The sequence below is a fragment of the Hathewaya proteolytica DSM 3090 genome, assembly GCF_900142225.1.
GTDB classification, from domain to species: domain Bacteria; phylum Bacillota; class Clostridia; order Clostridiales; family Clostridiaceae; genus Hathewaya; species Hathewaya proteolytica.
Genome location: NZ_FRAD01000014.1, coordinates 1 through 24,418, shown reverse-complemented (window position 1 = coordinate 24,418; position 24,418 = coordinate 1). Strand labels below are relative to the sequence as shown.

General features: G+C 33.7%; 26 protein-coding genes. 25 read left to right on the top strand and 1 reads right to left on the bottom strand.

All coding sequences use genetic code 11. From position 1 onward, the window contains the following. Positions 1-5: 5 nt before the first annotated feature. From BUA73_RS08715 to BUA73_RS08645, 15 genes are all read left to right on the top strand, one after another. A complete protein-coding gene (locus BUA73_RS08715) occupies positions 6-857 on the top strand; it encodes a glycosyltransferase family 2 protein (protein WP_072903745.1) in 852 nt (283 codons plus the stop codon). A gap of 18 nt (positions 858-875) precedes the next feature. Continuing rightward, a complete protein-coding gene (gene rfbA, locus BUA73_RS08710; protein ID WP_072903744.1) occupies positions 876-1,754 on the top strand; it encodes a glucose-1-phosphate thymidylyltransferase RfbA in 879 nt (292 codons plus the stop codon). A gap of 55 nt (positions 1,755-1,809) precedes the next feature. Continuing rightward, positions 1,810-2,355: a dTDP-4-dehydrorhamnose 3,5-epimerase gene (gene rfbC / locus BUA73_RS08705; RefSeq protein WP_072903743.1), complete on the top strand. Its 546-nt coding sequence runs from the start codon at positions 1,810-1,812 to the stop codon at positions 2,353-2,355. Then, the gene (gene rfbB, locus BUA73_RS08700; protein ID WP_072903742.1) at positions 2,352-3,413 is read left to right on the top strand and encodes a dTDP-glucose 4,6-dehydratase; all 1,062 of its coding nucleotides are present in this window, start codon (positions 2,352-2,354) and stop codon (positions 3,411-3,413) included. The genes rfbC and rfbB overlap by 4 nt, the downstream gene beginning before the upstream one ends. 3 nt (positions 3,414-3,416) lie before the next feature. Further along, complete coding sequence (locus BUA73_RS08695) at positions 3,417-3,701, top strand: DUF1294 domain-containing protein (protein WP_072903741.1); 285 nt, start codon at positions 3,417-3,419, stop codon at positions 3,699-3,701. Positions 3,702-3,933: 232 nt separating this feature from the next. Beyond that, a complete protein-coding gene (locus BUA73_RS08690; protein ID WP_072903740.1) occupies positions 3,934-4,674 on the top strand; it encodes an amino acid ABC transporter ATP-binding protein in 741 nt (246 codons plus the stop codon). A gap of 278 nt (positions 4,675-4,952) precedes the next feature. Then, positions 4,953-5,162, top strand: coding sequence for a FeoA family protein (locus BUA73_RS08685; protein ID WP_072903739.1), 210 nt, complete (start codon positions 4,953-4,955; stop codon positions 5,160-5,162). A 14-nt stretch (positions 5,163-5,176) separates the two neighbouring features. Next, positions 5,177-5,398: a FeoA family protein gene (locus BUA73_RS08680; RefSeq protein ID WP_072903738.1), complete on the top strand. Its 222-nt coding sequence runs from the start codon at positions 5,177-5,179 to the stop codon at positions 5,396-5,398. A gap of 49 nt (positions 5,399-5,447) precedes the next feature. Further along, positions 5,448-7,604: a ferrous iron transport protein B gene (gene feoB / locus BUA73_RS08675; RefSeq protein ID WP_072903737.1), complete on the top strand. Its 2,157-nt coding sequence runs from the start codon at positions 5,448-5,450 to the stop codon at positions 7,602-7,604. 19 nt (positions 7,605-7,623) lie between these two features. Beyond that, entirely contained in the window at positions 7,624-7,860 is a 237-nt protein-coding gene (locus tag BUA73_RS08670; RefSeq protein WP_207649869.1) for a FeoB-associated Cys-rich membrane protein, read from the top strand. Between the two features lie 64 nt (positions 7,861-7,924). Next, positions 7,925-8,206 carry a DUF2325 domain-containing protein gene (locus tag BUA73_RS08665; RefSeq protein ID WP_072903736.1) on the top strand — a complete coding sequence of 94 codons (282 nt, stop codon included), beginning with the start codon at positions 7,925-7,927 and terminating at the stop codon, positions 8,204-8,206. Positions 8,207-8,308: 102 nt separating this feature from the next. Continuing rightward, positions 8,309-10,084 carry an HD domain-containing phosphohydrolase gene (locus BUA73_RS08660; protein WP_072903735.1) on the top strand — a complete coding sequence of 592 codons (1,776 nt, stop codon included), beginning with the start codon at positions 8,309-8,311 and terminating at the stop codon, positions 10,082-10,084. Then, a complete protein-coding gene (locus BUA73_RS08655; RefSeq protein ID WP_072903734.1) occupies positions 10,081-10,563 on the top strand; it encodes a dihydrofolate reductase in 483 nt (160 codons plus the stop codon). The genes BUA73_RS08660 and BUA73_RS08655 overlap by 4 nt, the downstream gene beginning before the upstream one ends. A 249-nt stretch (positions 10,564-10,812) precedes the next feature. Then, positions 10,813-11,748: a calcium/sodium antiporter gene (locus tag BUA73_RS08650; RefSeq protein WP_072903733.1), complete on the top strand. Its 936-nt coding sequence runs from the start codon at positions 10,813-10,815 to the stop codon at positions 11,746-11,748. Positions 11,749-11,890: 142 nt separating this feature from the next. Next, positions 11,891-13,210: an MATE family efflux transporter gene (locus BUA73_RS08645; protein ID WP_072903732.1), complete on the top strand. Its 1,320-nt coding sequence runs from the start codon at positions 11,891-11,893 to the stop codon at positions 13,208-13,210. A 131-nt stretch (positions 13,211-13,341) separates the two neighbouring features. Here BUA73_RS08645 and BUA73_RS08640 read toward each other — a convergent pair whose 3' ends face one another. Then, positions 13,342-14,478, bottom strand: coding sequence for an RNA-guided endonuclease TnpB family protein (locus BUA73_RS08640; protein WP_084672171.1), 1,137 nt, complete (start codon positions 14,476-14,478; stop codon positions 13,342-13,344). A gap of 184 nt (positions 14,479-14,662) precedes the next feature. Here BUA73_RS08640 and BUA73_RS08635 point away from each other — a divergent pair, with 184 nt between their 5' ends. The 10 genes from BUA73_RS08635 to cas2 all read left to right on the top strand — a co-directional run bounded on the left by BUA73_RS08635 (position 14,663) and on the right by cas2 (position 24,071). Then, entirely contained in the window at positions 14,663-15,610 is a 948-nt protein-coding gene (locus BUA73_RS08635; RefSeq protein WP_072903731.1) for a helix-turn-helix transcriptional regulator, read from the top strand. A gap of 159 nt (positions 15,611-15,769) precedes the next feature. Further along, positions 15,770-16,504, top strand: a complete 735-nt coding sequence (cas6, locus tag BUA73_RS08630) for a CRISPR-associated endoribonuclease Cas6 (protein WP_072903730.1) — start codon at positions 15,770-15,772, stop codon at positions 16,502-16,504. Between the two features lie 14 nt (positions 16,505-16,518). Next, entirely contained in the window at positions 16,519-18,054 is a 1,536-nt protein-coding gene (gene cas8a1 / locus BUA73_RS08625; RefSeq protein ID WP_242942356.1) for a type I-B CRISPR-associated protein Cas8b1/Cst1, read from the top strand. Continuing rightward, a complete protein-coding gene (cas8a1, locus tag BUA73_RS14385) occupies positions 18,036-18,344 on the top strand; it encodes a type I-B CRISPR-associated protein Cas8b1/Cst1 (protein ID WP_242942355.1) in 309 nt (102 codons plus the stop codon). The genes cas8a1 (BUA73_RS08625) and cas8a1 (BUA73_RS14385) overlap by 19 nt, the downstream gene beginning before the upstream one ends. A gap of 1 nt (position 18,345) precedes the next feature. Further along, entirely contained in the window at positions 18,346-19,254 is a 909-nt protein-coding gene (cas7i, locus tag BUA73_RS08620) for a type I-B CRISPR-associated protein Cas7/Cst2/DevR (protein WP_072903729.1), read from the top strand. 3 nt (positions 19,255-19,257) lie between these two features. Beyond that, on the top strand, positions 19,258-19,929 hold the full coding sequence (gene cas5b / locus BUA73_RS08615; RefSeq protein ID WP_072903728.1) for a type I-B CRISPR-associated protein Cas5b: 672 nt from the start codon (positions 19,258-19,260) through the stop codon (positions 19,927-19,929). Between the two features lie 64 nt (positions 19,930-19,993). Further along, positions 19,994-22,291: a CRISPR-associated helicase/endonuclease Cas3 gene (locus BUA73_RS08610; protein WP_072903813.1), complete on the top strand. Its 2,298-nt coding sequence runs from the start codon at positions 19,994-19,996 to the stop codon at positions 22,289-22,291. Positions 22,292-22,307: 16 nt separating this feature from the next. Next, positions 22,308-22,826: a CRISPR-associated protein Cas4 gene (cas4, locus tag BUA73_RS08605; protein WP_072903727.1), complete on the top strand. Its 519-nt coding sequence runs from the start codon at positions 22,308-22,310 to the stop codon at positions 22,824-22,826. Continuing rightward, positions 22,826-23,806: a type I-B CRISPR-associated endonuclease Cas1b gene (gene cas1b / locus BUA73_RS08600; RefSeq protein WP_072903726.1), complete on the top strand. Its 981-nt coding sequence runs from the start codon at positions 22,826-22,828 to the stop codon at positions 23,804-23,806. Before cas4 ends, cas1b begins: the two co-directional genes overlap by 1 nt. Position 23,807: 1 nt before the next feature. Further along, complete coding sequence (gene cas2, locus BUA73_RS08595) at positions 23,808-24,071, top strand: CRISPR-associated endonuclease Cas2 (protein WP_072903725.1); 264 nt, start codon at positions 23,808-23,810, stop codon at positions 24,069-24,071. Positions 24,072-24,418: the final 347 nt, after the last annotated feature.

Sequence of the window (24,418 nt, the reverse complement as noted above, 5' to 3'; positions counted from 1 at the left end):
GAGTTATGGATATTTCTATAATATGCCCTTTGTATAAGGGTGAAGGATATATAGAAAAACTGCATAAGAGCATACTGAAACAGGAAAAGGTAGACATACGCTCTATAAAATATGTGTTGACCGAAACAGGGGATAACAGTGAAGATATTCTAAAAAGACTTCACTGCGAGTACAGCATTACTACGCCTGAAGAGTTTTCACATAGCACAACTAGAGAAATAGCCGCCATGGAAGCAAAGGGCAGCATCGTGGTTTTTATTACCCAGGACATAATAGTAAAAGATTCCCTATGGTTATACAATCTTACCCAACCTATTTCAGAAGGACAGTGTGAAGCTGCCTTTAGCCGTCAAATATGTGAGGAACGTGGCATAGAAAAGTATATAAGGGAGAAAAACTACGAAAAAAACAGCAGAATAGTGTCGAAGGATAGCATCCCCCAATTAGGCTTTAGAACGTTTTTCTTTTCCGACGCAGCTTCTGCTATAAGAAGGGATATATTTGTAGAACTAAAGGGTTACGATGGCAAAAGAATGCCTACCAATGAGGACATGTATTTTGCCTACAAATTGATCACGAATGGCTATAGGATTAAATACTGTGCTAATTCTTGGGTGGTACATTCCCACAAATTCACTTTAAAACAATTATACAAAAGATATTACGACACAGGGGTTTTTCTAGGACAGAACAGATATCTTTTAGAATATAAAGCAAATAAAACTGGTTTCTCTTTGTTTAGCTATGTGTTAAAGAGAGCTTGGCAGGAAAGAGAATACCAGGTAATTTTTCAGATTGTGCCTAACTTTGCAGCTAGATACCTTGGAACTTTCTTTGGTAAGAGGCATAATAAATAAAAAAGGAAGGTAGTTTTCATGAAGGGAATAATTCTTGCAGGAGGGTCTGGCACTAGGCTTTACCCTGTTACAAAAGCAATGTCTAAGCAAATGGTGCCAATATACGACAAACCCATGATATACTATCCTATGTCTGTGCTTATGTTAAGTGGCATAAGGGATATACTTATCATCTCCACAGCTAGAGATGTTAAGGTGTTTCAAGAGCTATTTGGACATGGGGGAGAATTGGGTCTTAATATAAGCTATGAAGTGCAAGCTGAACCTAACGGTCTAGCAGAGGCTTTCATTATTGGAGAGAAGTTCATAGGCCATGACAATGTATGTCTTATTTTAGGGGATAATATTTTTTGGGGACAGAGTTTCGGAAAACATCTTGATATAGGTGCATCAATTAAAAAGGGTGCCATGATATTCGGTTACTACGTGCAGAATCCTCGTGAATTTGGTGTAGTGGAGTTTGACAAAGATAATAAGGTCATATCTTTAGAAGAAAAGCCAGAAATTCCAAAATCAAAGTATGCAGTGCCAGGGTTATATTTTTATGACAATTCGGTGTGCGAAAAGGCAAAGTCTTTAAAACCGTCGAAAAGAGGGGAGTTAGAGATAACAGATTTAAATAAGTTGTACATGGAAGAGGGAACTCTAAAGGTAGACTTACTTGGAAGAGGAATGGCGTGGTTAGATACTGGTACACATAGCTCTATGTTAAAGGCATCTAATTTTGTGGAAGCTGTTCAGAGCACTCAAGGTACATATATTGCTTGCTTAGAGGAGATTGCCTATAGAAAAGGCTGGATCAACAAAACTGAATTAGAAAAGTTAGCCGAACCTCTATTGAAAACAGGATATGGAAAGTATCTTATGGACATTGCAGTTGGCAGTGACGAAAAATAATTAAACTGAAGTTAGTAAGATGAAATAATAGGACAAAATATAAGGAGGGCAAGAAATGGGAAAATTTGAATTTAAAAAAACCTCCATTGAAGGCTTGTATATAATTGAAACTAAAGCCTTTGGCGATAACAGAGGCTATTTTATGGAAACATACAATAAAAATGACTTTCACGCAGCGGGACTTGATATGGAATTCGTACAGGACAATCAATCTTTTTCCACAAAGGGAGTACTTCGTGGACTTCATTTTCAAAAAAAGCATCCACAGGGAAAGCTAGTGAGAGCTTTAAAGGGCGAGATTTTTGATGTGGCTGTTGATATACGAAAGGATTCACCTACTTACCTTAAGTGGGAGGGTGTTCTACTAACAGAAGATAATAAGAGACAGTTTTACATTCCAGAGGGATTTGCTCACGGCTTTGTAGTTCTATCAGAGGAAGCTATATTTACTTATAAGTGCACCGATTTCTACCATCCAGAAGATGAGGGTGGTATAAGGTGGGATGACAAGACCGTAGGAGTTAAATGGCCTATAGAAAACCTAGAAAAGCTGAACTTATCGGACAAAGACGAGAAGTGGGGAGGAGTTGAAACCTTATGAAGACATACTTAGTTACTGGGGGAGCTGGATTTATCGGCTCAAATTTTGTTATATATATGTTAAAAGAACACAAGGATATAAGGATAATTAATTTAGATGCATTGACCTACGCAGGCAATTTGGAAAACCTAAAATCCGTAGAGAAGAATGACATGTATACTTTTGTAAAGGGAAACATAAGAGATAGGGAATTAGTGCAAAAATTATTTAGTGAAAATGAAATCCATTATGTAGTAAACTTTGCAGCAGAATCTCATGTAGATAGAAGCATAACAAATCCAGAAATATTTATAGAGAGCAATGTCTTAGGCACTATGAATTTGCTGAATTGTGCCATGGAAGCGTGGAAAGTAGAAGATGGCTATAAAGAGGGTGTAAAATTCCTTCAGGTATCCACTGACGAAGTATATGGCTCCTTAGGAGAAACGGGTTACTTCACAGAAACAAACAACATATCACCTAATAGCCCTTACTCAGCTAGTAAGGCATCCGCTGATTTATTAGTAAATGCATATCATGAAACATATAAATTGCCTGTGAATATTACTAGATGCTCCAATAACTATGGACCGTACCAATTTCCAGAAAAACTCATACCTCTTATCATAAACAACTGCATGAGCCACAGAGGGGTGCCAGTGTACGGTGATGGTCTCAATGTAAGGGATTGGCTTTACGTAGAAGATCACTGCAAAGCCATAGACCTGGTAGTTTCAAAGGGCAAAGTTGGAGAAGTTTATAATATAGGTGGCCACAATGAAAAGACAAATATCGACATTGTAAAGCTTGTAATTAAGTACCTTGGAAGAAACGTGGATGAAAATATAACTGAGGATCTCATTGCTTTTGTAAAGGATAGAAAAGGTCACGATAGAAGATATGCCATAGATTCTTCAAAAATTAAAGAAGATTTGGGCTGGTACCCTGAAACTTGCTTTGAAGAAGGTATCGTAAAGACCATAGAATGGTATTTGGCAAATTACGATTGGCTGAAAAATGTGGTATCCAAGGATTATGTAGAATATTACAGAAGAATGTATGAGAGGTCCGAGAAATAATTTATGGCTAAAGAGACCCTGTATATAATAAGTTTCACATACCTTTTAATCATAAACGTGGTTGGCTATGTTTCCATGTTTATAGACAAAAGACGTGCCATAAAAAATAAATGGCGCATCAGTGAAAACATGCTGCTTATCATAGCTGCTTTGGGTGGTAGCGTGGGCTCCCTTTTGGGGATGAAAGTCTTTAGGCACAAGACAAAGCATGTAAAGTTCACCCTAGGAGTGCCAGCTATCATAATAATGCAGATTTTGCTAACAATATATATTAGTTTTAAAATGTAACTTTGAGCATAAGCTGCCCAGCATCATGAGAAAATTTCTTGTGGTGCTGGGATTTGTTTTTTTGCGGAATAACTATACGGCTCTTTTGTACTTGGCAGTGATGGAAAAAAGAGAAAAAGCTATTTAATAAAATAATAAATTTAAAATTATCTATTCATGTTATCTATTGGACAACAAGTTGTGAAAAGCATAGTATTATGTTGAGAACGAATGATTTGAGGAGAACAATAGCATGATAAAGATAGAGAAGCTTCATAAGAGGTTTAATGATTTAGAAGTATTAAAGGGTGTGGATTTAGAGGTTAAAAAAGGTGAGGTAGTTGCCATTATAGGACCTTCTGGTACTGGTAAATCCACTCTTTTAAGGTGCATAAATTATTTGGAAAAGCCTGAAAAGGGCGTCATCACCATTGGAAATGTTTCTGTGGATGCTGAAGAGTGCAGCAAGAAAGATATAAGGGATTTAAGACTTCAGACTTCCATGGTTTTTCAAAGCTACAACTTATTTAAAAATAAAACAGCTTTAGAGAATATTATGGAGCCTTTGGTTACGGTACAGAAGAAGGACAAAAAGGAAGCTGAAAACATAGCTTTGGAGCTTATTGAGAGAGTTGGTCTTATGGATAAAAAAGATCAGTATCCTTCTAAGTTATCTGGTGGACAACAACAGAGAATAGGCATTGCTAGAGCCATGGCTGTAAACCCAACACTTATGCTTTTTGATGAGCCTACATCAGCCCTTGATCCTGAACTTGTGGAGGAAGTACTAGAGGTTATAAGAGATTTAGCAGAACATCACAGAACCATGATGATCGTAACCCATGAGATGAAATTTGCAAGAGAGGCGGCGGATCGAGTGGTGTTCATGGATGGTGGAGTCATTGTAGAGCAAGGTACACCAGAAGAGATATTTGATCACCCTAAGAACCCAAGAACTATTAAGTTCTTGAATAAGGTAATTCAGAAGATATAGAAAAAATATGAAAATAGAGTAATGAAATTAGAAGTGAAAGCAAAGAAAGCGTAGTGTACGCCATGTCTTTGCTTTATTTTTTGCTTTAATGTTTTAACACATCAGTAAATAATATAAAAAAACTATTGACAAGGTTAAAATATTAGCATACAATACAAATGAAAGGGTTAGCTAGTGCTAACTGAAATAATATTAATAATTGCAATAATAAGATATTAAAGTGAGTATGTGAGTAATATTAATGGTTAGAAGGTTTACAGTATAAGGAGGGAATGGGTATGCCTTTATCAATGGCAAAATTAGGACAGAGAAGTAAAATAGTTAGAATTACAGGTAGAGATGAGGTTCGTCAACACTTATCGGAGCTTGGCTTTAATATTGGTGGAGAAGTTACAGTAATTTCTGATATGGGTGGAAATATGATTTTGTCTGTTAAGGATACTAGAATAGCATTGGACAAGTCCATGGCTAACAGAATCATGATTTAAAGGAGTTGAAAAAGATGAGTACATTAAAAGACGTGAAGATTGGACAAACTGTAAGTGTTAAAAAAATAAATGGGGAAGGTCCTGTAAAGAGGCGCATTATGGATATGGGCATAACGAAAGGGACAACTATACTTGTGAGAAAAGTTGCGCCCTTAGGTGATCCTATGGAGCTAAATGTTAGGGGATATGAGCTGTCCATACGTAAGGCTGATGCTGAGAATATTGAAGTAGAATAATTTTTTTTGAAGTGTGGTTAGACGATACTAACCAAGAAGGGAGATAACTATGAAATTAACCATTGCTTTAGCAGGGAACCCTAACTGCGGTAAGACTACCATGTTCAATGATCTTACAGGCAGCGCACAGTACGTTGGTAACTGGCCTGGTGTTACTGTGGAGAAAAAAGAAGGAAAATTGAAGGGCCATAAGGATGTTGTAATTCAAGATTTACCCGGCATATATTCATTGTCACCATATACTCTGGAGGAAGTTGTTACCAGATCATACCTTGTGAAGGAAAGACCAAATGCTATTATAAACATTATAGATGGTACAAACATAGAGAGAAACCTCTATCTTACTACTCAACTTTTAGAGTTGGGAATCCCAATGATTATAGCAATTAACATGATAGATGTGGTTAGAAAACGTGGAGATGTAATAAATCTTAAAAAGCTGTCAGAACACTTAGGCTGTGAGGTAATAGAGACATCGGCACTGAAGGGAATTGGATCTAAGGAGGTAGCAGAAAAAGCGGTAAAGATAGCTGAACAGTATAAGACCTCTCATATAATACCTTCATTGCCACAGGTTTTTAAGAGCACAGTGAGAGAAAGAATAATGAACATTGAAAGCATACTGGAAGGCAATCAAAATGGGCTTCTAGTATGCGAGGAAAATATACCTTGGATTGCCATTAAGCTTTTTGAAAGAGATGAAAAGATTTTAAAAGAATTGAAGCTTCCAAAGCATGTCATTGATGAAATAGAAAATAATATAAAGGCTTGCGAAGACGAAATGGATGATGATGCGGAAAGCATTATTACCAATGAAAGATACACTTACATTGGAAGTATAATAGAAGAATGTGTGCAGAAAAAGCATGGACATCATAAGTTATCTGCATCTGATAAAATAGATAGAATCGTCACCAATAGGTGGGCGGCATTGCCATTGTTTGTAGGTGTGATGTTCCTTGTTTACTACATTTCAGTAACTACGGTGGGAGCTTTTGTAACTGATTGGACTAATGAAACTTTGTTTGGAGAATGGATTATACCTGGTGTTAAAGGTTGGATGGAAGGTGCAGGGGTTACACCTTGGCTTGTAGGGCTAGTGTCAGAGGGTATAATCGGTGGTGTTGGTGCAGTACTTGGATTTGTACCTCAGATGTTAATATTGTTTGTTATGCTATCATGTCTTGAAGATTGTGGATATATGGCACGTGTAGCATTTATCATGGACAGGATCTTCCGCAAGTTTGGATTGTCTGGGAAGAGCTTTATACCAATGCTTATAGGTTCAGGATGTTCTGTGCCAGGCATTATGGCATCTCGTACCATAGAACACGAGAGGGATAGAAGAATGACCATTATGACTACCTCTTTTATACCATGTGGAGCGAAAATGCCTATTATAGCACTTATTGCTGGTGCCTTGTTTGGTGGAGCATGGTGGGTGGCACCTGCTGCGTACTTCATCGGTGTGGCAGCTGTAATCATATCTGGAATAATTCTAAAAAAGACGAAGGCATTTGCAGGAAAGCCAGCTCCTTTTGTTATGGAATTGCCAGCATATCATATTCCAACTGTTGGAAATGTATGGAGGGCAACCTGGGAGAGAGGATGGTCTTTCATAAAACGTGCAGGAACGGTTATTTTATTGTCATCTATAGCACTTTGGTTCTTACAAGGATTTGGAATTGTAGATGGGTCCATAGCCATGGTAGAGGATAATAATACTAGTTTATTGTCCAGCATAGGTAGATTCATAGCTCCAATATTTGCACCACTGGGATTTGGAACATGGCAAGCATCTGTAGGAACATTTACTGGACTTATAGCAAAAGAAAATGTAGTAAATACCTTCGGAGTGCTTTACGGATTTGCAGAAGTTGCTGAAGACGGTATGGAGTATTGGACAATGATGGCAAAAGATTTTACAGCCCTTCAGGCATTCTCCTTTATGGTATTCAATCTCCTTTGTGCTCCATGTTTTGCAGCCATGGGTGCTATAAAACGTGAAATGAATAGTGGAAAGTGGACATGGTTCGCCATTGCATATCTTTGTATATTTGCCTATATCATATCATTTATGGTATATCAAATTGGCTTACTATTTACAGGTGCCGGATTTACACTATTAACAGCATTAGGGTTTGCAATGTTAGGTCTTCTTTTGTATTTAATGTTTCGCAAGAATAAGTATGAGAATGTAGAATAAACTAATAGGTGGTGAGAATGTGGATTTTATAATGGACAATTTATCTTCCATCTTCGTGGGAACCATGGTAATCCTACTAGTAGCGTTAGTATTGAGAACCATGATAAAGGACAAGAAAAACGGAAAGAGGAGTTGTGGTTGTAGCTGTGGAGGATGCAAAATATGTCCTTCCGCAGGCATCTGCCACAGTAGTAAAATTGCAACAATAGATTTGAAAAAACCTGAAGACTTTGAAAAGAGTAAAGTCATAAAATAAAGAAAAAAAGCATGGTCATTTATTGTCCATGCTTTTTAAAAATAAAAGAACGTAGGTGGTATAAATGAGTATAGTAATTGTTGGTGGAAATGAGTGTATGGAATGTCAATATAAAAATGTGTGCAAAGAATACAGGTGCAATGCCAAGGTGTTTACAAAAATGAAGGGAACCCTCAGAAATAAAATAGGATCCCCAGATATAATTGTTTTGTTCACCAATACCATGTCCCATAAAATGGTGAGGTGTGCCATAAGCGAAACAAAAGGGGGGAAAACAAAGATTATTAGATGCCATTCTAGTTCAGCTTCAGCACTTAAAAATATTTTAGCTGAGCACGTAGTATAAACATAGCCATAATACATTCACTTTTTGAAAACTTATACGATATATATTATAATATTATGTATATAGCCATATCATATTTTGTGCAAATCGGGGGAAAAAAAAGTGGACGAAAAATATTTCAAAGCATTTATACAAAGCATATCGTGTCCAGTTTGGACTGTGGGGTTAGATAAAAAATATATATACGTTAATGACCAGTATTGCAAATTATTTCATATGGATGATAAAGATATAGACAACGACATCATTGGGAAATCTATTATGGAGGTTGCACCAAAGCATCTCTGCAATCTATTTTCATATAGGCTAGATGAAGTGCTAAAGGATGGAACGGAAAAGGAGTATGAAACTGAGGTTAATGGAAAATATATAAAATGTTACATATTTCCAACAAAGGATGAACAGGGGCATTTAATTGCATTTTCAGGCTTGATAGTAGACATAAGTGATAGGAGAGAAAAGGAGATTGAGTTATCTAAACAGAAAAGCATATTGCAAACTATAATGGACACCATACCAGATCCTATTTTTTATAAAGACATTCATGGTAAATATATTACTATAAATAAAAGGTGTCGAAGTGACTTGGAAGAGATGTGTAAAGGTGAAATCATCGGCAAAAATGACATGGAGATAATGTACGACAAAAACTTGGCAAAAAAATTCATGGAAGATGATAATAAGATAATAAGTAGTGGTATTGTGGTAAACAATCAACCTAAAATGGTCCTTCCCACGGGAGAAGTGAAGATAAAGGAAAGTGTCAAAGCTCCCATTATGGATGACGATAACAACGTCATTGGCATCGTTGGACTGGCTCGAGATGTGACAGAAAAGTATGAAATGGAGCGTAAATTAAAGTATTTATGTTATACTGACGTTTTGACAGGTTTGTATAATAGAGCTAGCTTTGAATCTAAAATAAAAGAATTGCAAAAAGAAGAAAACTTACCATTAGGGGTCATCATGGGTGATGTAAATGGGCTAAAGCTTATAAATGACACCTTTGGACATCTAGAAGGAGATAGGCTTCTCATATCCATATCCAAAGTGCTTAAGGACAGCTGCCCTGAAGTAGCCAATTTGTTTCGATGGGGTGGAGATGAATTTGTAATAATTCTTCCGTGTTTTGACGATAATAAATGTAGAGGCGTAATGGAAGTTATAAAGAAATCTTGTGAAAAATTCAAGGGAAGTCCTATAGAACTGAGCATTTCCCTAGGAGGAGCAATCCAGTGGGAGCTCAGTGACAATATTTACGATGTTTTAAAAGAGGCAGAAGAAATACTGTATAGACATAAAATTTTAGAAAAAAACAATTTGTTGAATTCAACTATGACATCGCTTTTAAAGAATCTTGAAAGAAAAAGCCTAGAGACAGAACATCACACAGAAAGAATGGTGAGAGGAGCTGCTTATATCGGGAAAAAGTTGAATTTTTCTGTGGGAAAAATGGAAGATTTAATTATGGCAGTAAAGTTGCACGATATCGGTAAAATCGCCATCGACGAAGATATTCTTACCAATTCTAACAATTTAACCAAGGATGAAATTGAGACTATGAGAACCCATTGTGAGAAGGGGTATAGAATAGCAAAGGCCTGTAATTGTCTTGAATCTGTGGCTAGAGCTGTATTATATCACCATGAAAGATATGACGGACAAGGGTATCCTCTTGGCATAATGGGAAAAGATATACCAGTAATATCCAGAATTATTTCTGTGGTGGACTCTTATGATGCCATGACAAATGGAAACTTTTATAAAGAACCTATACCGGAAAATGAAGCTGTAAAAGAAATACTTAGGTGCAGTGGGTCCCAATTTGATCCGGAGATTGTAAATTATTTTTTAGAATATATAAGGGAGTTATCATGAGTATATCATTAATAGTAGCTTTTTCAGAAAATAGAGTAATTGGATGCAAGGGAAAGATACCTTGGAACATTCCAGGGGAGCAAAGTAGGTTTAAGGAATTAACCACGGGAAATGTGGTCATCATGGGTCGTCATACTTTTGAGGAAATTGGGATTCCCCTACCCAATAGATACACTATTCTTGTATCTAAAACCATGAAGTATGAAAGCCCAATTTGCGTAACAGTTCCTACTCTATCAGATGCTTTAACCTTGGCCGGGGATAGGGAGGTTTTTATTTCTGGTGGTGAAAAAATATATAGAGAAGCTCTTGAAATGGGAGTAATAGACAAGATGTTTATAACCATAGTGCATAAGGAATTTTGTGGAGAAACCTTTTTCCCTGATTTTCACAAGGAAAGATACAGAGAAACGTATCGCAGGTATTTTAAAGGAGAAATTCCCTATACCTATTTGACTTTAGAAGCTTTGCCTGTATAAATCTATAGAGAAATCTATTGCATTTATTTTTGTATTTGATATAATTATGTAGTCGAAAGGGAGTAGTGGATCTATACAATCAACATCACCAGCAAATAGCTGTGGTTGCATAGACTTTCTTATAGAGTAGAAAGAACAAGACTTTTAGTACGTTTATTTGTGCTGAAAATCTTGTTCTTTTTTGTGTATGAGAATGGGATTCACGGGCACTTTAATATATAAACTAATATAAGTAGGGAGAGTGTTTTTATGGAATTATTAGTTCAAGTTTTATTTTTGGCATTAGGTTTTCTGATGCTTGTAAAGGGGGCTGACTGGTTTGTAGAGGGTGTGTCTGGTGTAGCTACTAGATTCGGTATTCCTCAAATCGTAATAGGTCTTACCATAGTAGCCATGGGTACAAGTGCACCGGAAGCGGCGGTTAGTATTACTGCGGCCATAAAAGGTTCAGCAGATATAACCATCGGAAACATAGTTGGAAGCAACATCTTAAACATACTTATTATACTTGGAATTACTGCTGTAATAATCCCTGTGGCAGTTCAAAAATCTACACTAAAAATTGACATGCCATACATGATACTTGCCTCTGTTGTACTATTCATAACAGGGTGGACAGGCGAAGTTGTGGGGAGGATGGAAGGTATTATCTTCCTTGTGTTCTTCATAGGCTTTTTAGCATATCTGTTCTACATATCAAAAAACAATAGGGAAGAGGACACTGGACTAGATAAAAGACCTATGTGGAAACTATTGGCTTTTTCCTTGCTGGGGCTTGTTCTTATTGTTTGGGGAAGTGATGTAACAGTAGACAGTGCTACCACAATAGCTAGAGTTCTTGGACTTAGCGAAAGATTTATAGGACTCACCATAGTAGCTTTAGGGACATCCTTGCCAGAACTTTTCACATCAGTTATGGCAGCTGTAAAAGGAAAAGCAGATATAGCCATAGGAAACATCGTAGGAAGCAACATATTCAACATCTTATTTATAGTGGGAATATCATCTTTAATAACTCCTGTGCCTTTTGCCCCAAATTTCCTTATTGACACAGTTATAAGTGCAGCAGCAGCTCTATTGCTTATTGTATGTGTAGCAAAAAAGAAATTGCTAGAAAGATGGGCAGGGGTGCTGATGCTATTATGTTACGCGGCTTATTTTGCATATCTATCTTTAGGATTCTAAACATTTAAATAAACACAAAACCAAGAAAAGTGTGGATGCCTTTCTTGGTTTTTATTTTTAACACACATTTAACAGCTTATAGTGGTATAATTTTGTGGAGGGGATAATCATAATAATTTAATATACTTTTATAGGAGGCTATATGATTAAAGATCTTACCATAGGAAACCCAGGCAATGTATTGTTTAAATTATCATTGCCAATGTTTATAAGTGTGATTTTTCAGCAACTTTACAACATCGCTGATAGTATAATAGCAGGTCGTTTTGCAGGTGAAAGTGCCCTTGCCGCCGTGGGAGCATCTTATCCCATCACCATGATTTTTATGGCTGTAGCCATAGGAAGCAATATAGGCTGTTCTGTTGTCATCTCTCAATTTTTTGGTGCAAAGAACTACAAAAAAATGAAAACAGCCATTTCTACCACCATGATTTCATCATTAATTTTATCACTGCTGCTTACAATAATAGGTCTTGCAAGTAGTGGGTTTTTCATGAGTATAATAAAAACTCCCTCAAATATATTTGAGCAAGGCAAACTTTATCTGAATATATACATATTGGGATTTATATTATTGTTTTTATACAACATATGCACAGGAATATTTACAGCCCTTGGGGATTCTAGCACACCACTATATTTTTTGATTGGCTCTTCCATAGGCAATGTGGTCCTTGATTATGTATTTGTAGCAGTATTCCATTGGGGAGTTGCAGGTGTGGCATGGGCCACCTTCATAGCTCAAGGCATAGCTTGCATATTGGCATTGTTCACATTGCTGAAACGTGTAAAAGAAATAAAAGCTGGAGTTTATGAAAAATTTTCCATAGAGATGCTAAAGAGAATAAGCAATATGGCCATCCCTAGCATACTGCAACAGAGCTTTGTATCCATAGGTAACATATTCATTCAAGGCCTTGTAAATTCCTATGGTTCTTCAGCCATAGCTGGTTACTCTGCCGCTATAAAATTGAACACTTTTGCCATCACATCTTTTGCCACTTTAGGAAATGGTATGTCCAACTTTACTGCTCAAAACGTGGGGGCTGGCAAATCCCATAGAGTAAAGGAAGGCTATAAATCCGGCATTCTTATGGTGTCAGCTGTAGCTTTGGCCTTTTTTGCAGTATACTTTTTTGCCAGCAACAGTATGATAAATTTATTCATGGATAGCACTGGCCCTGCCCTTAAAACGGGCACTACATTTTTAAAAATTGTAACACCATTTTATATCATCGTGGCCGTAAAGCTTCTCACTGATGGAGTTCTTCGAGGAGCCTCTGCAATGAAGGAATTTATGATATCCACCTTTACGGATCTCATTCTTAGAGTGGTTATTTCATTCATTCTTGCCAGCTTTTTTGGGGAAATCGGAATATGGATGTCTTGGCCAATAGGGTGGACCATGGGGATGATCTTGTCTGTTATTTACTATAGAAGAGGCACTTTAAATAGAAAATAACATAAGATGTATGTGGCACGCCCTCGCTAGCAATTAGTGAGGGCTTCCTGTTCAAGCAATTTAAAATTACAGTATCAGCAGGCTATGTCCGCATGCCCTGCGGTTCTAAATTATAATGCAATATATTGAGTCTATCCGTGAATTTCGTTAAATAATCTAAACCCTTCTTTTTCAATATTTATGCTTGCATTTCTATCCCTGTTATGTATGATACCACAGTGAGGACAAGTCCAAACTCTATCTTGTAAAGTCAAAGTTCTATTAACAAATCCACAGATATGACAGGTTTTACTACTAGCATACATTCGTGAAACCTTTTGAAGATACTTTCCACGCTCTTTTAGTTTGTAATTAAGAAAGGTAGTAAACATTCCCCAAGAAGCATCATTAACGGATTTAGCCCAATTAAGCACGTGGGACATCTCCACCATATCTAAATCTTCTATGCATACCATGTCATAGCAGTTGGCTATCCTACAAGACATCTTATGCAGATAATCCTTACGTCTATTTTTAATCTTTTCATGAATAGTAGCTAATTTTCTCTTCTGTTTAAGGAAATTATTGCTATTTTTTCTCATGTGAGATAACTTTCTTTGTTGTATTTTTAGTTTATCCTCTAATCTTTTATAACAGTGCAACTTAGTATCATCATTTTTTAACGAAGGATCAGATGCAACAAATAATTTTGGCAATGAAAAATCAAGACCAAGGATTTTCTTTGGAATTATGTTTAGAATGGATTTTTTAAATTCATATAACAAAGAAGCAAAATACTTTCCAGAGGCAGCCTTGGAAATGGTAACTGCCTTAAGTTTATAATGGTTGGGAATAATTCTATGGCATTTTATTTTTACATCTCTAAGTTTAGGCAGAACGATGTACTGGTCTTTCAAATATATGTTTCTTTTTACTACATTGGTAGTATACGCGCAAGTTTCTTTTTTCTTAGATTTGAACTTAGGGAACCCCGTGCCCTTGTTCCTAAAGAAATTATTATAAGCAGATTCCAATTGAAGCTGTGCATTGGCAAGGGCAAGACTGTCTACTTCTTTTAAAAATGGAAAATCATTTTTGTAACAGGCGGGAGTAAGGCGAACAAGCTCACCAGTATTTTTATAGTATTTAATTTTGTCTTCCAACATTTTATTATATATAAAACGTACACAACCAAAAGTTTTAGAAATAAGCCTTTTCTGACTTCCAGTAGGATATATTCTGAATTTATAAGCTCTGTTGGACAACGTAGGAGTTTCATTTAATGACATTTTTTATCGCCTCACTTGTAATGATTTATAATAGTGTTCCACTATTTAAGTTATATTATTCAAACAGCTATATTAATCAGATGTTTGTATGTAAAGAACTTTATTTTAGAAGGAAAAATAAAAGGAATATTGAATTATATACATAGGAATAATGTGCCAGTTAGAATAATGGGGGGTAGGGACAATGAGTAAGATTGGGAATGCACTAAAAATGATGATGTTGCTAAAACTGAGAGGGAAAATGAAATTATCAGAATTAGCTGAAAAACTAGAAGTCAGTGAACGGCAAGTAAAAAAATATAGGGATGATTTAGAACAGGGAGGAGTATTTATAACTTCCACTACCGGGAGTAATGGAGGGTACGAGCTTAGCGATAAGAATAGTATTGTGGAAATGAGGTTAACAGAGGATGAAATTTCTATGTTGGATATACTAACAGCTGAATTTCAACAATGTAATCATATACATCATAATGGATTTAAAGAAATAGTTGATAAAATAAAATGTTCTGCACATATAGAAGGTACAGATTGTGATATGGTAGGTTTTTACGCCACGGAGCCTATAAATAATTGTAATTTGAAAGAAGAAGAGAGTAAGTATGATAAGTTAAAAGAAGCAAATATAATAAAGAAAAAAGTGGCAATAAAATATAAAAAGCCAGGAGTAGAAGCTGAATACAGAATAATTCACCCATATGCATTTTATACCAATAAAAATGAAATTTACGTTGTAGCTTTTTGTGAAAAGGGACAAGGAATAAGAGAATTTAAGCTTTGTAGAATAAAAGAGTGTATGTTAATGGAAGAAAAATTTGTGATGGATCCTAATTTCAACTGGAAAGCATATAGTAAAAATTGTATTGGTGTATGGAAAGGTAAAGAAATAAAAATTAAATTAGAAATACAATATCCATATGCAAGCAGTATAAAGGAGAAGATATGGTCTCAAGATCAAATTGTTGAGGAAACAGGGAACAATTCAATAGTGTTTTCAGCTACGGTAAGAGAATCTCCAGAGCTTATAAGCTGGATCATGGGTATGGGAAGATACGTTAAAGTGTTAGAACCAGCTAGCGTTAGAGAAAATGTTATAAAAGAGATAGATATGGTAATGAAAAATAATCAATAGAAAATAATAATAACTAAACAAAATATAATAGAATATTTCAATATAACACAAAAATCAACAAATTATATGGGAATATTTTAATTGAACCACAAATAGTTCCTCAATGGGTGATATAATGGAATTATAAGAAAAATTTAAGAGAAGGATGGTGAGAAAAATATGAGACTAAGATGTGAGTTTAAGACCGAGAAAATTCCTATGACATACAATATGATGGTAGTTTCTATGATAAAAGAAGCATTAAAAAAATCGAATCCAGAGTATTTAGATAAAATCTATTCTTATAAGGAAAATAGTAAGAACAAGCATAGCAAAAATATGACTTTTTCTGTGTATATGAAAGGGTTTGAGGTTAGAAATGATGAGTTTTTGATCAAAGATAAAGTTGTGGTTGAAATAACGTCGCCTGACTATGGCTTTATGGTAAATCTATACAATGGCATTGTATCGAAAAAAGCATTTAACTATAAAAATAAATATGACATCATAAGTACAGGAATACGAATGGTGCCTGAGAAAACTATAACTAATGATAAAGTCATAATGCGGACACTATCGCCTATTGCTGTAAAAAGCAAAGATGGAAAATTCCTTAAAATGGAGGAAGAAGCATTTAGGACTGAGCTGAACTATATGTGTGACCTTATAATAAAAAATTATAGAGGATCTGGTTTAAAACAGGAACTAATATTTGAACCGGTTTCCATGAAAAAAACTGTAGTAAAAGAAGAAATAAGCGGTTGCACCAATATGAAACATGATTACTTGTATGTAAATGCCTACAAGGGTTTGTTTAATCTTGAGGGCGATAAAGAAGATCTAAACCTTCTTTATCAATTAGGTCTTGGGTTTCGTAGAAATCAAGGATTTGGAATGGTTGATATTGTAGAATAGGGAGGTGAAGGAGGATGGCAAGTATAAAAGTATATATGAATGATTGGTTCATGAATATGGGGATTGTAGGATTCCTTAATATATTAAAACATTCAGATGTAGAAGAACAAGTGGAAAAAAAAGATAACTATATAAAATTCGATAGTGCATTGCTTGAAAACTTTCATGAATACTATTTTTCATATTTCATGAATGAATATGATATGTCAAAAAGAATGGAGAATAGTATAAATTACTCTATAGCATATGCAACTAAGAATAATGATAAAGTTAAGGAGGCCGTTAAACGAATAAGAGATACCATAAAATATCAGGCAGATAATAAAATAAAAAAATTTGATTTGGGTTCTTTTGAAAAACTAAAAGATATTTTAAATGAGATTATCAATATAAAAACCTATGATGAAATAGAAAAGTTAAAAGATTTATCACAACAATGTATTGATATATTTAAAATACCGCATATAAATGAGCGACTCACATTAAATTTATATAAATATATTATTGGAGATAATTATTTTGGTCAAGTTAGTTATTTTAATGTGTTAAAATCAAGTCTTGACGCAAATGGTTTAAAAAAAGTAATGTACAATGATTATTTGTTACCATTAGTTTATTATTATAAGTTACAAGATATTATAGAGGATGATGATCTCCAAAGGTTAAAAAATTTTATGGAAGATTCATTAGAACATTGGAATGAAGAAATTAAAGCAAAAGCTATAAGCAAGGGCAGTATCAAAAACATTGAAAAATTTTTTAAAGACATAAACAATAAGTATATCAAGAAGGGTAAGAACATTGGAGATATAAAAGAATACGTGGATTCATTGGAAACTTGCCAAATGTGTGGAAATATCAAAGGTATAATGGATATTTATACAGAAAGTAATTTTGCCCCATTAGCCGTAAGCTCAGATAATGCATTAAATTTATATTGGAATATGAATCCTGATACTAACATATGCCCATTATGTAAACTAATATTATTTTGCACTCCAGCTGGAACGACGCCTATAAGAAAAAAGTATATATCTAATGGTGATAATGAATTTTATGGTTTTGTAAATATGGATACGTCAATAGATGAGTTATATAGCAGGAATTTAAACCTCAAAAATAAAAAGGAAAATGATAATCCATTTAATCAACTTATTATTGATATTGTGGAGGAAAACAAGGAGAGAAGCAAATTCCAATTACAAAATATAATGTTTGTTGAATTTAAAGCTAGTATAGATGCAAAAAAATGTGTACTAAATTATTTTAATATGCCTGTTTATTTAGCAGAATTTTTCACTAAAGAAACATCAAGTTTAAATAGGGTAAAGTCCGAAATACTGAAAGCACAAGTTATAGATTATATATTGAAAAATAAAGATTTAAAGCATATGATTTATAGACTTTTAAAAGAAAAAATAAATTTTCAAATGGACGGTGATAAAAAAGTAACTTATGGAGTCAATGACATATATAACATTATCAATATAAGATATATTCTTAATGAATATAAAAAGGGAGGTAAAGAAGAGTGGATGAGAAAAAGTTAAAATCGGTACGAATGGCAGGTAGAGAAGTACATGACTATTATGAAAGCATCAGTGGAAATAACAAGATTGTAAGTATTTCTTATAGGTTGCTTAATACTGCAAAAGTGAGAAATAAAAAAGATTTTATGGATATTGTGTTGAGAGTATTTATGGGTTGCAATAAGAGTGTACCTATGATATTTCTTGAAATTATGTCGGAAAAAGAAATTGATTTTGAATCTATAGCCTATGCGTTTATAGCAGGACTTATATCCGAAAAATATGAACCTAATGTAGAGGGAGGAAAATAACATGAGAAGAGGAATAACTGCAACTATAGTATTTAAAGCTCAAAGTATGAATTACGGTGAAGGGTTTGGGAATATATCTGAGTTGAAAAAACTTAGTAGAGCTGATGGAAATGTTTACTCGTTTGCTTCTAGGCAAGCAATTAGATTTGATGTAGTAAGACTGGGACATGAGCTATTCGATTGGAACTTACAAGTGGTTGATAAAGCTAAGGGAACAATTCAGTTTAAAGACAATTGCACAATAGTGGACTCCCAAGAAATGGACCTATTTGGATATATGAAAACTATAAAAAAAGGGGATGAGTCTAAAGGGGGATCTGCTACACGTGAAGCTGTTGTTAGATTAAGTAATGCTATATCTTTAGAACCGTATAGGGGTGATATGGATTTTTTAAATAACAAAGGATTGGCAGATAGAATTGGTGAACACCCAAACCTTGCAAACATAGAGCAACATTTAAGCTTTTACACGTATACTTTCACAATAGATCTTGCTAGAATAGGCAAGGACGGTGAACTAGAACTACCTAAAGCAGATAAAGTTAAAAGGTTAACTGAGCTACTTGAAATAATAAAAATTCTTAATCGAAATATAAGAGGCAGACAAGAAAATCTTTCACCACTATTTGTAATCGGTGGTGTATATGATGTTGCTAATCCATTTTTTCTTGGTAGAATAAAACTTGATGGGAATCAAAATGGATATTCTATAAATGCAAAGGCTATAAAAGATATTGTTGGTTCTACATTCATGGGTAAGAGTTTAAAAGAGTCAACTTCTGTAGGAATTATTGATGGTATATTTGACAATAGAGATGAATTCGAAGAAATACTACCAGAAAAAGTGATGAGCGTTGATGAGTTTTTTAATAACCTTATAACAGGAGTAAAAGAATATTACGAGGTGTAGAATATGAGAGCCTTAAGATTGGATTTATTTCAAGAAACGGTATGCTATAAAAAGCCATTTGCAATGAAAATATCTGAAACGTATCCATTGCCACCATACTCTACTGTGAATGGATTACTTCATAAGTTATTAGAGGCAGACAAGTATATCCCTTTAGGTATTAGTATACAAGGCAGTTATGAGAGTATAGTCAATAACTATCAAACAACATATTTTTATAAATCTAAAGAGATAACTACTATGCCTATGAATCAACATATGCTTTTAAATGTTAATCTCATAATTCATATAAGTGGCGAAGAGAAGATTCTTCAACAATTGTATGATAAGTTTTTAAATCTTGACGAATATGTTTCTTTAGGACGTAAGGAAGATTTAGTTAGAATAGACAATATGCGATTTGTGGATGTTGAAGAATATTGTATTGATGGTGATGGTGGAAATGATTACGAAAATCATGTAATAAACGATTATTATATGAAGATGCCAATATATGTTCCAAAGGTTCATGGCAAAGAGTATAGTGGTATAAACTATAGACTAAATAATTATTATAAAGATGATAGGAAATGTTGGAATAAGATAAATGTAATATATGTTGAAGAAGGCCAAGGAGTAAAATCAGATACAATTCTATTGGATGACTTTCAGGATGCTGTGTATTTTAATAATTAATTTTAAGGCAAGATGGCTTTACAAACATCTTGCCTTATTAATAAATCAAAAAGGGGAAATGTGTATGATATATGCAAAATCAGAGCCTACTGAAACTTTGAGAGAACATACAGATGCTTTGAGGGAGGAATGTGAAGTATTAAAGACATCTTATGGAGATAAGATTTGTAGCATAGTTGATATAGAAATAGAGGAATTTTGGAGAATGTTAGATATTATCATCGAATTTCATGATTTAGGTAAAACGTATACTCCATTTCAAAATGCAATAAGAAAAAAAATAGGCGAAGAAGAAATTACAACAGAATTTGAGAATGATATTTTTCATAATTATATTTCTCCTGCTTTTCTGATGTGTAGCAAATTAGGCATAAATAAAGAGTTAAACAAGTGCGTTGTTCAGTCAATAGGTTACCACCATGAAAGAAATGTTATTATAGATAAATCACTAAAGGATAAGATTCTACAAATACTAAATAATGATATATATACAAAAATAGGAGAATTAAAAGAAGAATTCAAACCTAAATATGTGATCAAAGAAGAGAATTTTAATTGTAGATATTTTAATGATATGGAGAACAGAATATTACCTAAGGATGATAACTACATATTGTATATAATGCTAAAGGGGTTGACTCATAGGTTAGATTATGCTGCTTCTGCTCACGAGAAGGTTGAATTAAACAGTAATGAAAATGTGGGTGAGTATACAGAGAAATTTATCCTTGCCCAATATAAAGAGCTTAGGGAAGTACAAAAGTATGCGAAAAAGAACAGGGAAAAAAACTTGGTACTTATTGCATCGACAGGTATGGGTAAGACGGAGACGGCACTTATATGGATTAACAACGACAAAGCTTTCTTTACATTGCCATTAAGGGTAAGTATAAATGCATTATTTGATAGAGTATCAAAGGAGGATATTAAATATAATTATGCTGGACTTTTGCATTCCACTAGTATGGATTACATGTCAGATAATGATTATACTGGTTATGAAGAAATAGCAAGTCAATCAAGGTTGATGTCTACAAAGCTAACTTTTTCTACAATAGATCAGATATTTAAGTTCCCATTTCTTTACGCTGGATATGAAAGAGAGTATGCCACACTGGCATATTCCAAGGTTGTTATAGATGAAATGCAAGCATACTCACCAGAAATATGTGCTGTTTTAATAAAGGGAATTGAGATGATTCATAAAATTGGCGGCCGTTTTATGATAATGACAGCTACTATGCCCCAAATATATATAGATGAACTAAAAAGGAGAAAAGTATTGGATAATAATTTCGAGCCATCAGTATATAATACAAAAGTTATAAGACACAATATCTGTTTAAAAAATGAATCTATAGAAGAAAATATTAAGGATATAATTAAACAGGGACAAAGTAGTAAAGTGCTAATTATAGTTAATACAGTTAACAGAGCCGTAGAAATTTATGATAATATTTGTAGGGAAGCTATTAGTTTAAATATAAATGTAGATACAAATATGCTCCATTCAATGTATATACAAGAACACAGAAGTATACTAGAAAAGAACATAAAAGAATTTGCTAAGAGTAATGAGAGTGGTATATGGATAACAACTCAATTAGTAGAAGCATCATTAGATATTGATTTTGATGTGCTTCATACTGATGAGTCTACTTTAGATAGTATGTTCCAACGATTTGGACGATGTAATAGAAAAGGTCTTAAATCTATAGAAAATCCTAATGTATATATTTATCTGAAAAATGTTACTGGTATAGGAACAATATATGATGAGGGTATAGTTGAAAATGGCATAGAATTGTTAAATACTGAAATCAAACATAACGGTGTGGAGGATACATTAAAAATAAGTGAAGATATTAAGGTAAAACTTGTAAAAATACTGTACTCAAAAGATTCTTTAAAAGGAACAAAGTTTCATAAAAAATTCAACAAAGCTTTGGAAGTGTTAGACAATATTACTTCATACGAGCTCTCTAAAAATGATGCTCAGAGAATTTTGAGAGATATAGAAGCCTACACAGTTATACCTAGGATGATATTTGATTCTATAAGAGATAATATCTTACAAGAATATATAGATGTACAGGGTAAATTAGATAAAGAATATGGAAAGAAAGTCAAAAATAAATCGTTGATTTCGACACTAAAGAAAGAGAAGGCATCAATAAAGTCTAGGATATTAAAGAAGACAGTTAGTATTCCCAAATATAGATTAAAAAGTGATTCTATAACCCAATGTAATATAAAAGGGTGTGAAGATATAATGATATTTGAAAAGAAATATGATTTTGATGAAAATAAATATTATGGAAAAGGTGTATGTATAGAAAAGGAGTTAAGTCCATTTCTATAATAAGGAGTGGTTGTTTATGTCTATTGACTTTGAGTTATTAAAGGTCCAAGGTATAAAAATTAATTATTATTATATTTGTAAACGAAAACTATGGTTGTATACTAAGGGGATAACCATGGAAAATAATAGTGATCGGGTTATGTCAGGCAAATTAGTACATGAAAATTCATATACAAGAGAAAAACATAAAGAGGTAATGGTAGATGATATGTTGAAACTCGACATATTGGATAGTGAGCATGTGCGAGAAGTGAAGATAAGCAGCAAGATGAAAAAGGCTGATGAAATGCAAGTCTATTACTATTTGTATTATCTAAGAAAACTTGGTATCGAAAGAAAAGGTATTATAAATTATGTGAAAGAAAAACGACAAGAAGAGGTAGAATTGGATGATGAAATAGTAGAAGAAATAGAAAAAACATTGATTGATATAAACCAAATTAATACGTCGAAAAATCCACCTAAGATGCCAAAATTGCCGTATTGTAAAAAATGCGCATATTATGAATTCTGTTTTTCTGGGGAGGAAGAATAATGTCTAGAGATTATTATATAATGAGTAACGGTAGGATAAAGAGAAAAGATAATACAGTATATTATGAAGATATGGATGGAAATAAACGTTCATTACCCATTGAACAGGTTGATGATATTCATGTATATGGAGAGGTTGATTTAAATACAAAGATGTTAAATTATATAAGTCAGTATGGCGTAATGCTTCATTTTTACAATTACTATGGATTTTACTCGGGGACTTATTATCCTAGAAAAAAGAATATTTCAGGGTATACGGTGGTATGTCAAGCTGCATGTTATCTTGACGACATAGAGCGATTGAAAATTGCCATTGCATTTATTGATAGTGCTGCCCATCATATTTTAAGAAATATGAGATACTATAAGGTAGATGATAATTTAATTGATCGAGTTATGTCGGAAAGGAAAACTTTGCCTCAATCGTGTTCAATTCAAGAGCTCATGGGAAAAGAAGGAAGAATGAGGCAAGCATATTATGAATCATTCAATGAGATTTTAAAAAACGGATATACCTTTGAAAAACGAGAAAAAAGACCACCTAAGGATCCTATAAATGCTTTAGTTTCTTTTGGAAATAGTATAATGTATACAAATGTATTAAGTGAAATATACAAAACTCAATTAGATCCTACTATTAGTTTTTTACATGAACCATCTACTAAACGTTTTTCACTAAGTTTAGACATTGCTGAGATTTTTAAACCGATGATTATAGATCCACTAATATTTTCTTTGGTGAATAATCGAAGGTTAAATAAAAAAGATTTTATCTTCGAAGATGAAGTGTGTTTTCTTAGTGAAGAGGGAAGGAAAAAATTCTTAGGGGAATTTGAAAATAAAATGAGTACTACAGTTATGCATAGGCATTTAAATAGAAAAGTGTCTTACAGAACTTTTATTCGTCTAGAATGTTATAAACTTATTAAACATTTTATTCACGATGAAGATTACAAACCATTGAAGGCGTGGTGGTAGAATGTTTGTAATAGTAACTTACGATGTAAATGAAAAAATTGTAAATAAAGTAAGGAAGCTTCTAAAAAAATACCTTGTTTGGACTCAAAATTCTGTTTTCGAGGGAGAAATAACGGATGGAAAGATGCATAAATGCATCACCGAATTAGAGAAGATGATTTGTAAGGGTAGAGATTCAATTTATGTATATGAGGTAAAGAACCCCAAAAATGTGGAGAAAAAAGTATACGGAATACAAAAGAATTTTGATGAATTATTTCTTTAATTGCAGTGGGCGAATATTTTTTTGAAATATGCTTTAACATAGGTATTATAAGGCTTTACAACATTATAGTATTAGTTTATAATTTCACTATCGGGGGTGCACTGCAAAAATGGTAAAAATCAATAGTACATTAATAGGTCAAACCTTGTAATATCAGTAGGTTTATTGATATACATTTTTGGGGTCTTATCTTAACTATGTGGTATGTAAAGCAACAATACTTTTTTATAATAAACTACTTATACAACGTCTTATCTTAACTATGTGGTATGTAAAGTGGAAATCCATAGCATTAATTATGATCATACCGAAAGTCTTATCTTAACTATGTGGTATGTAAAGTAGCT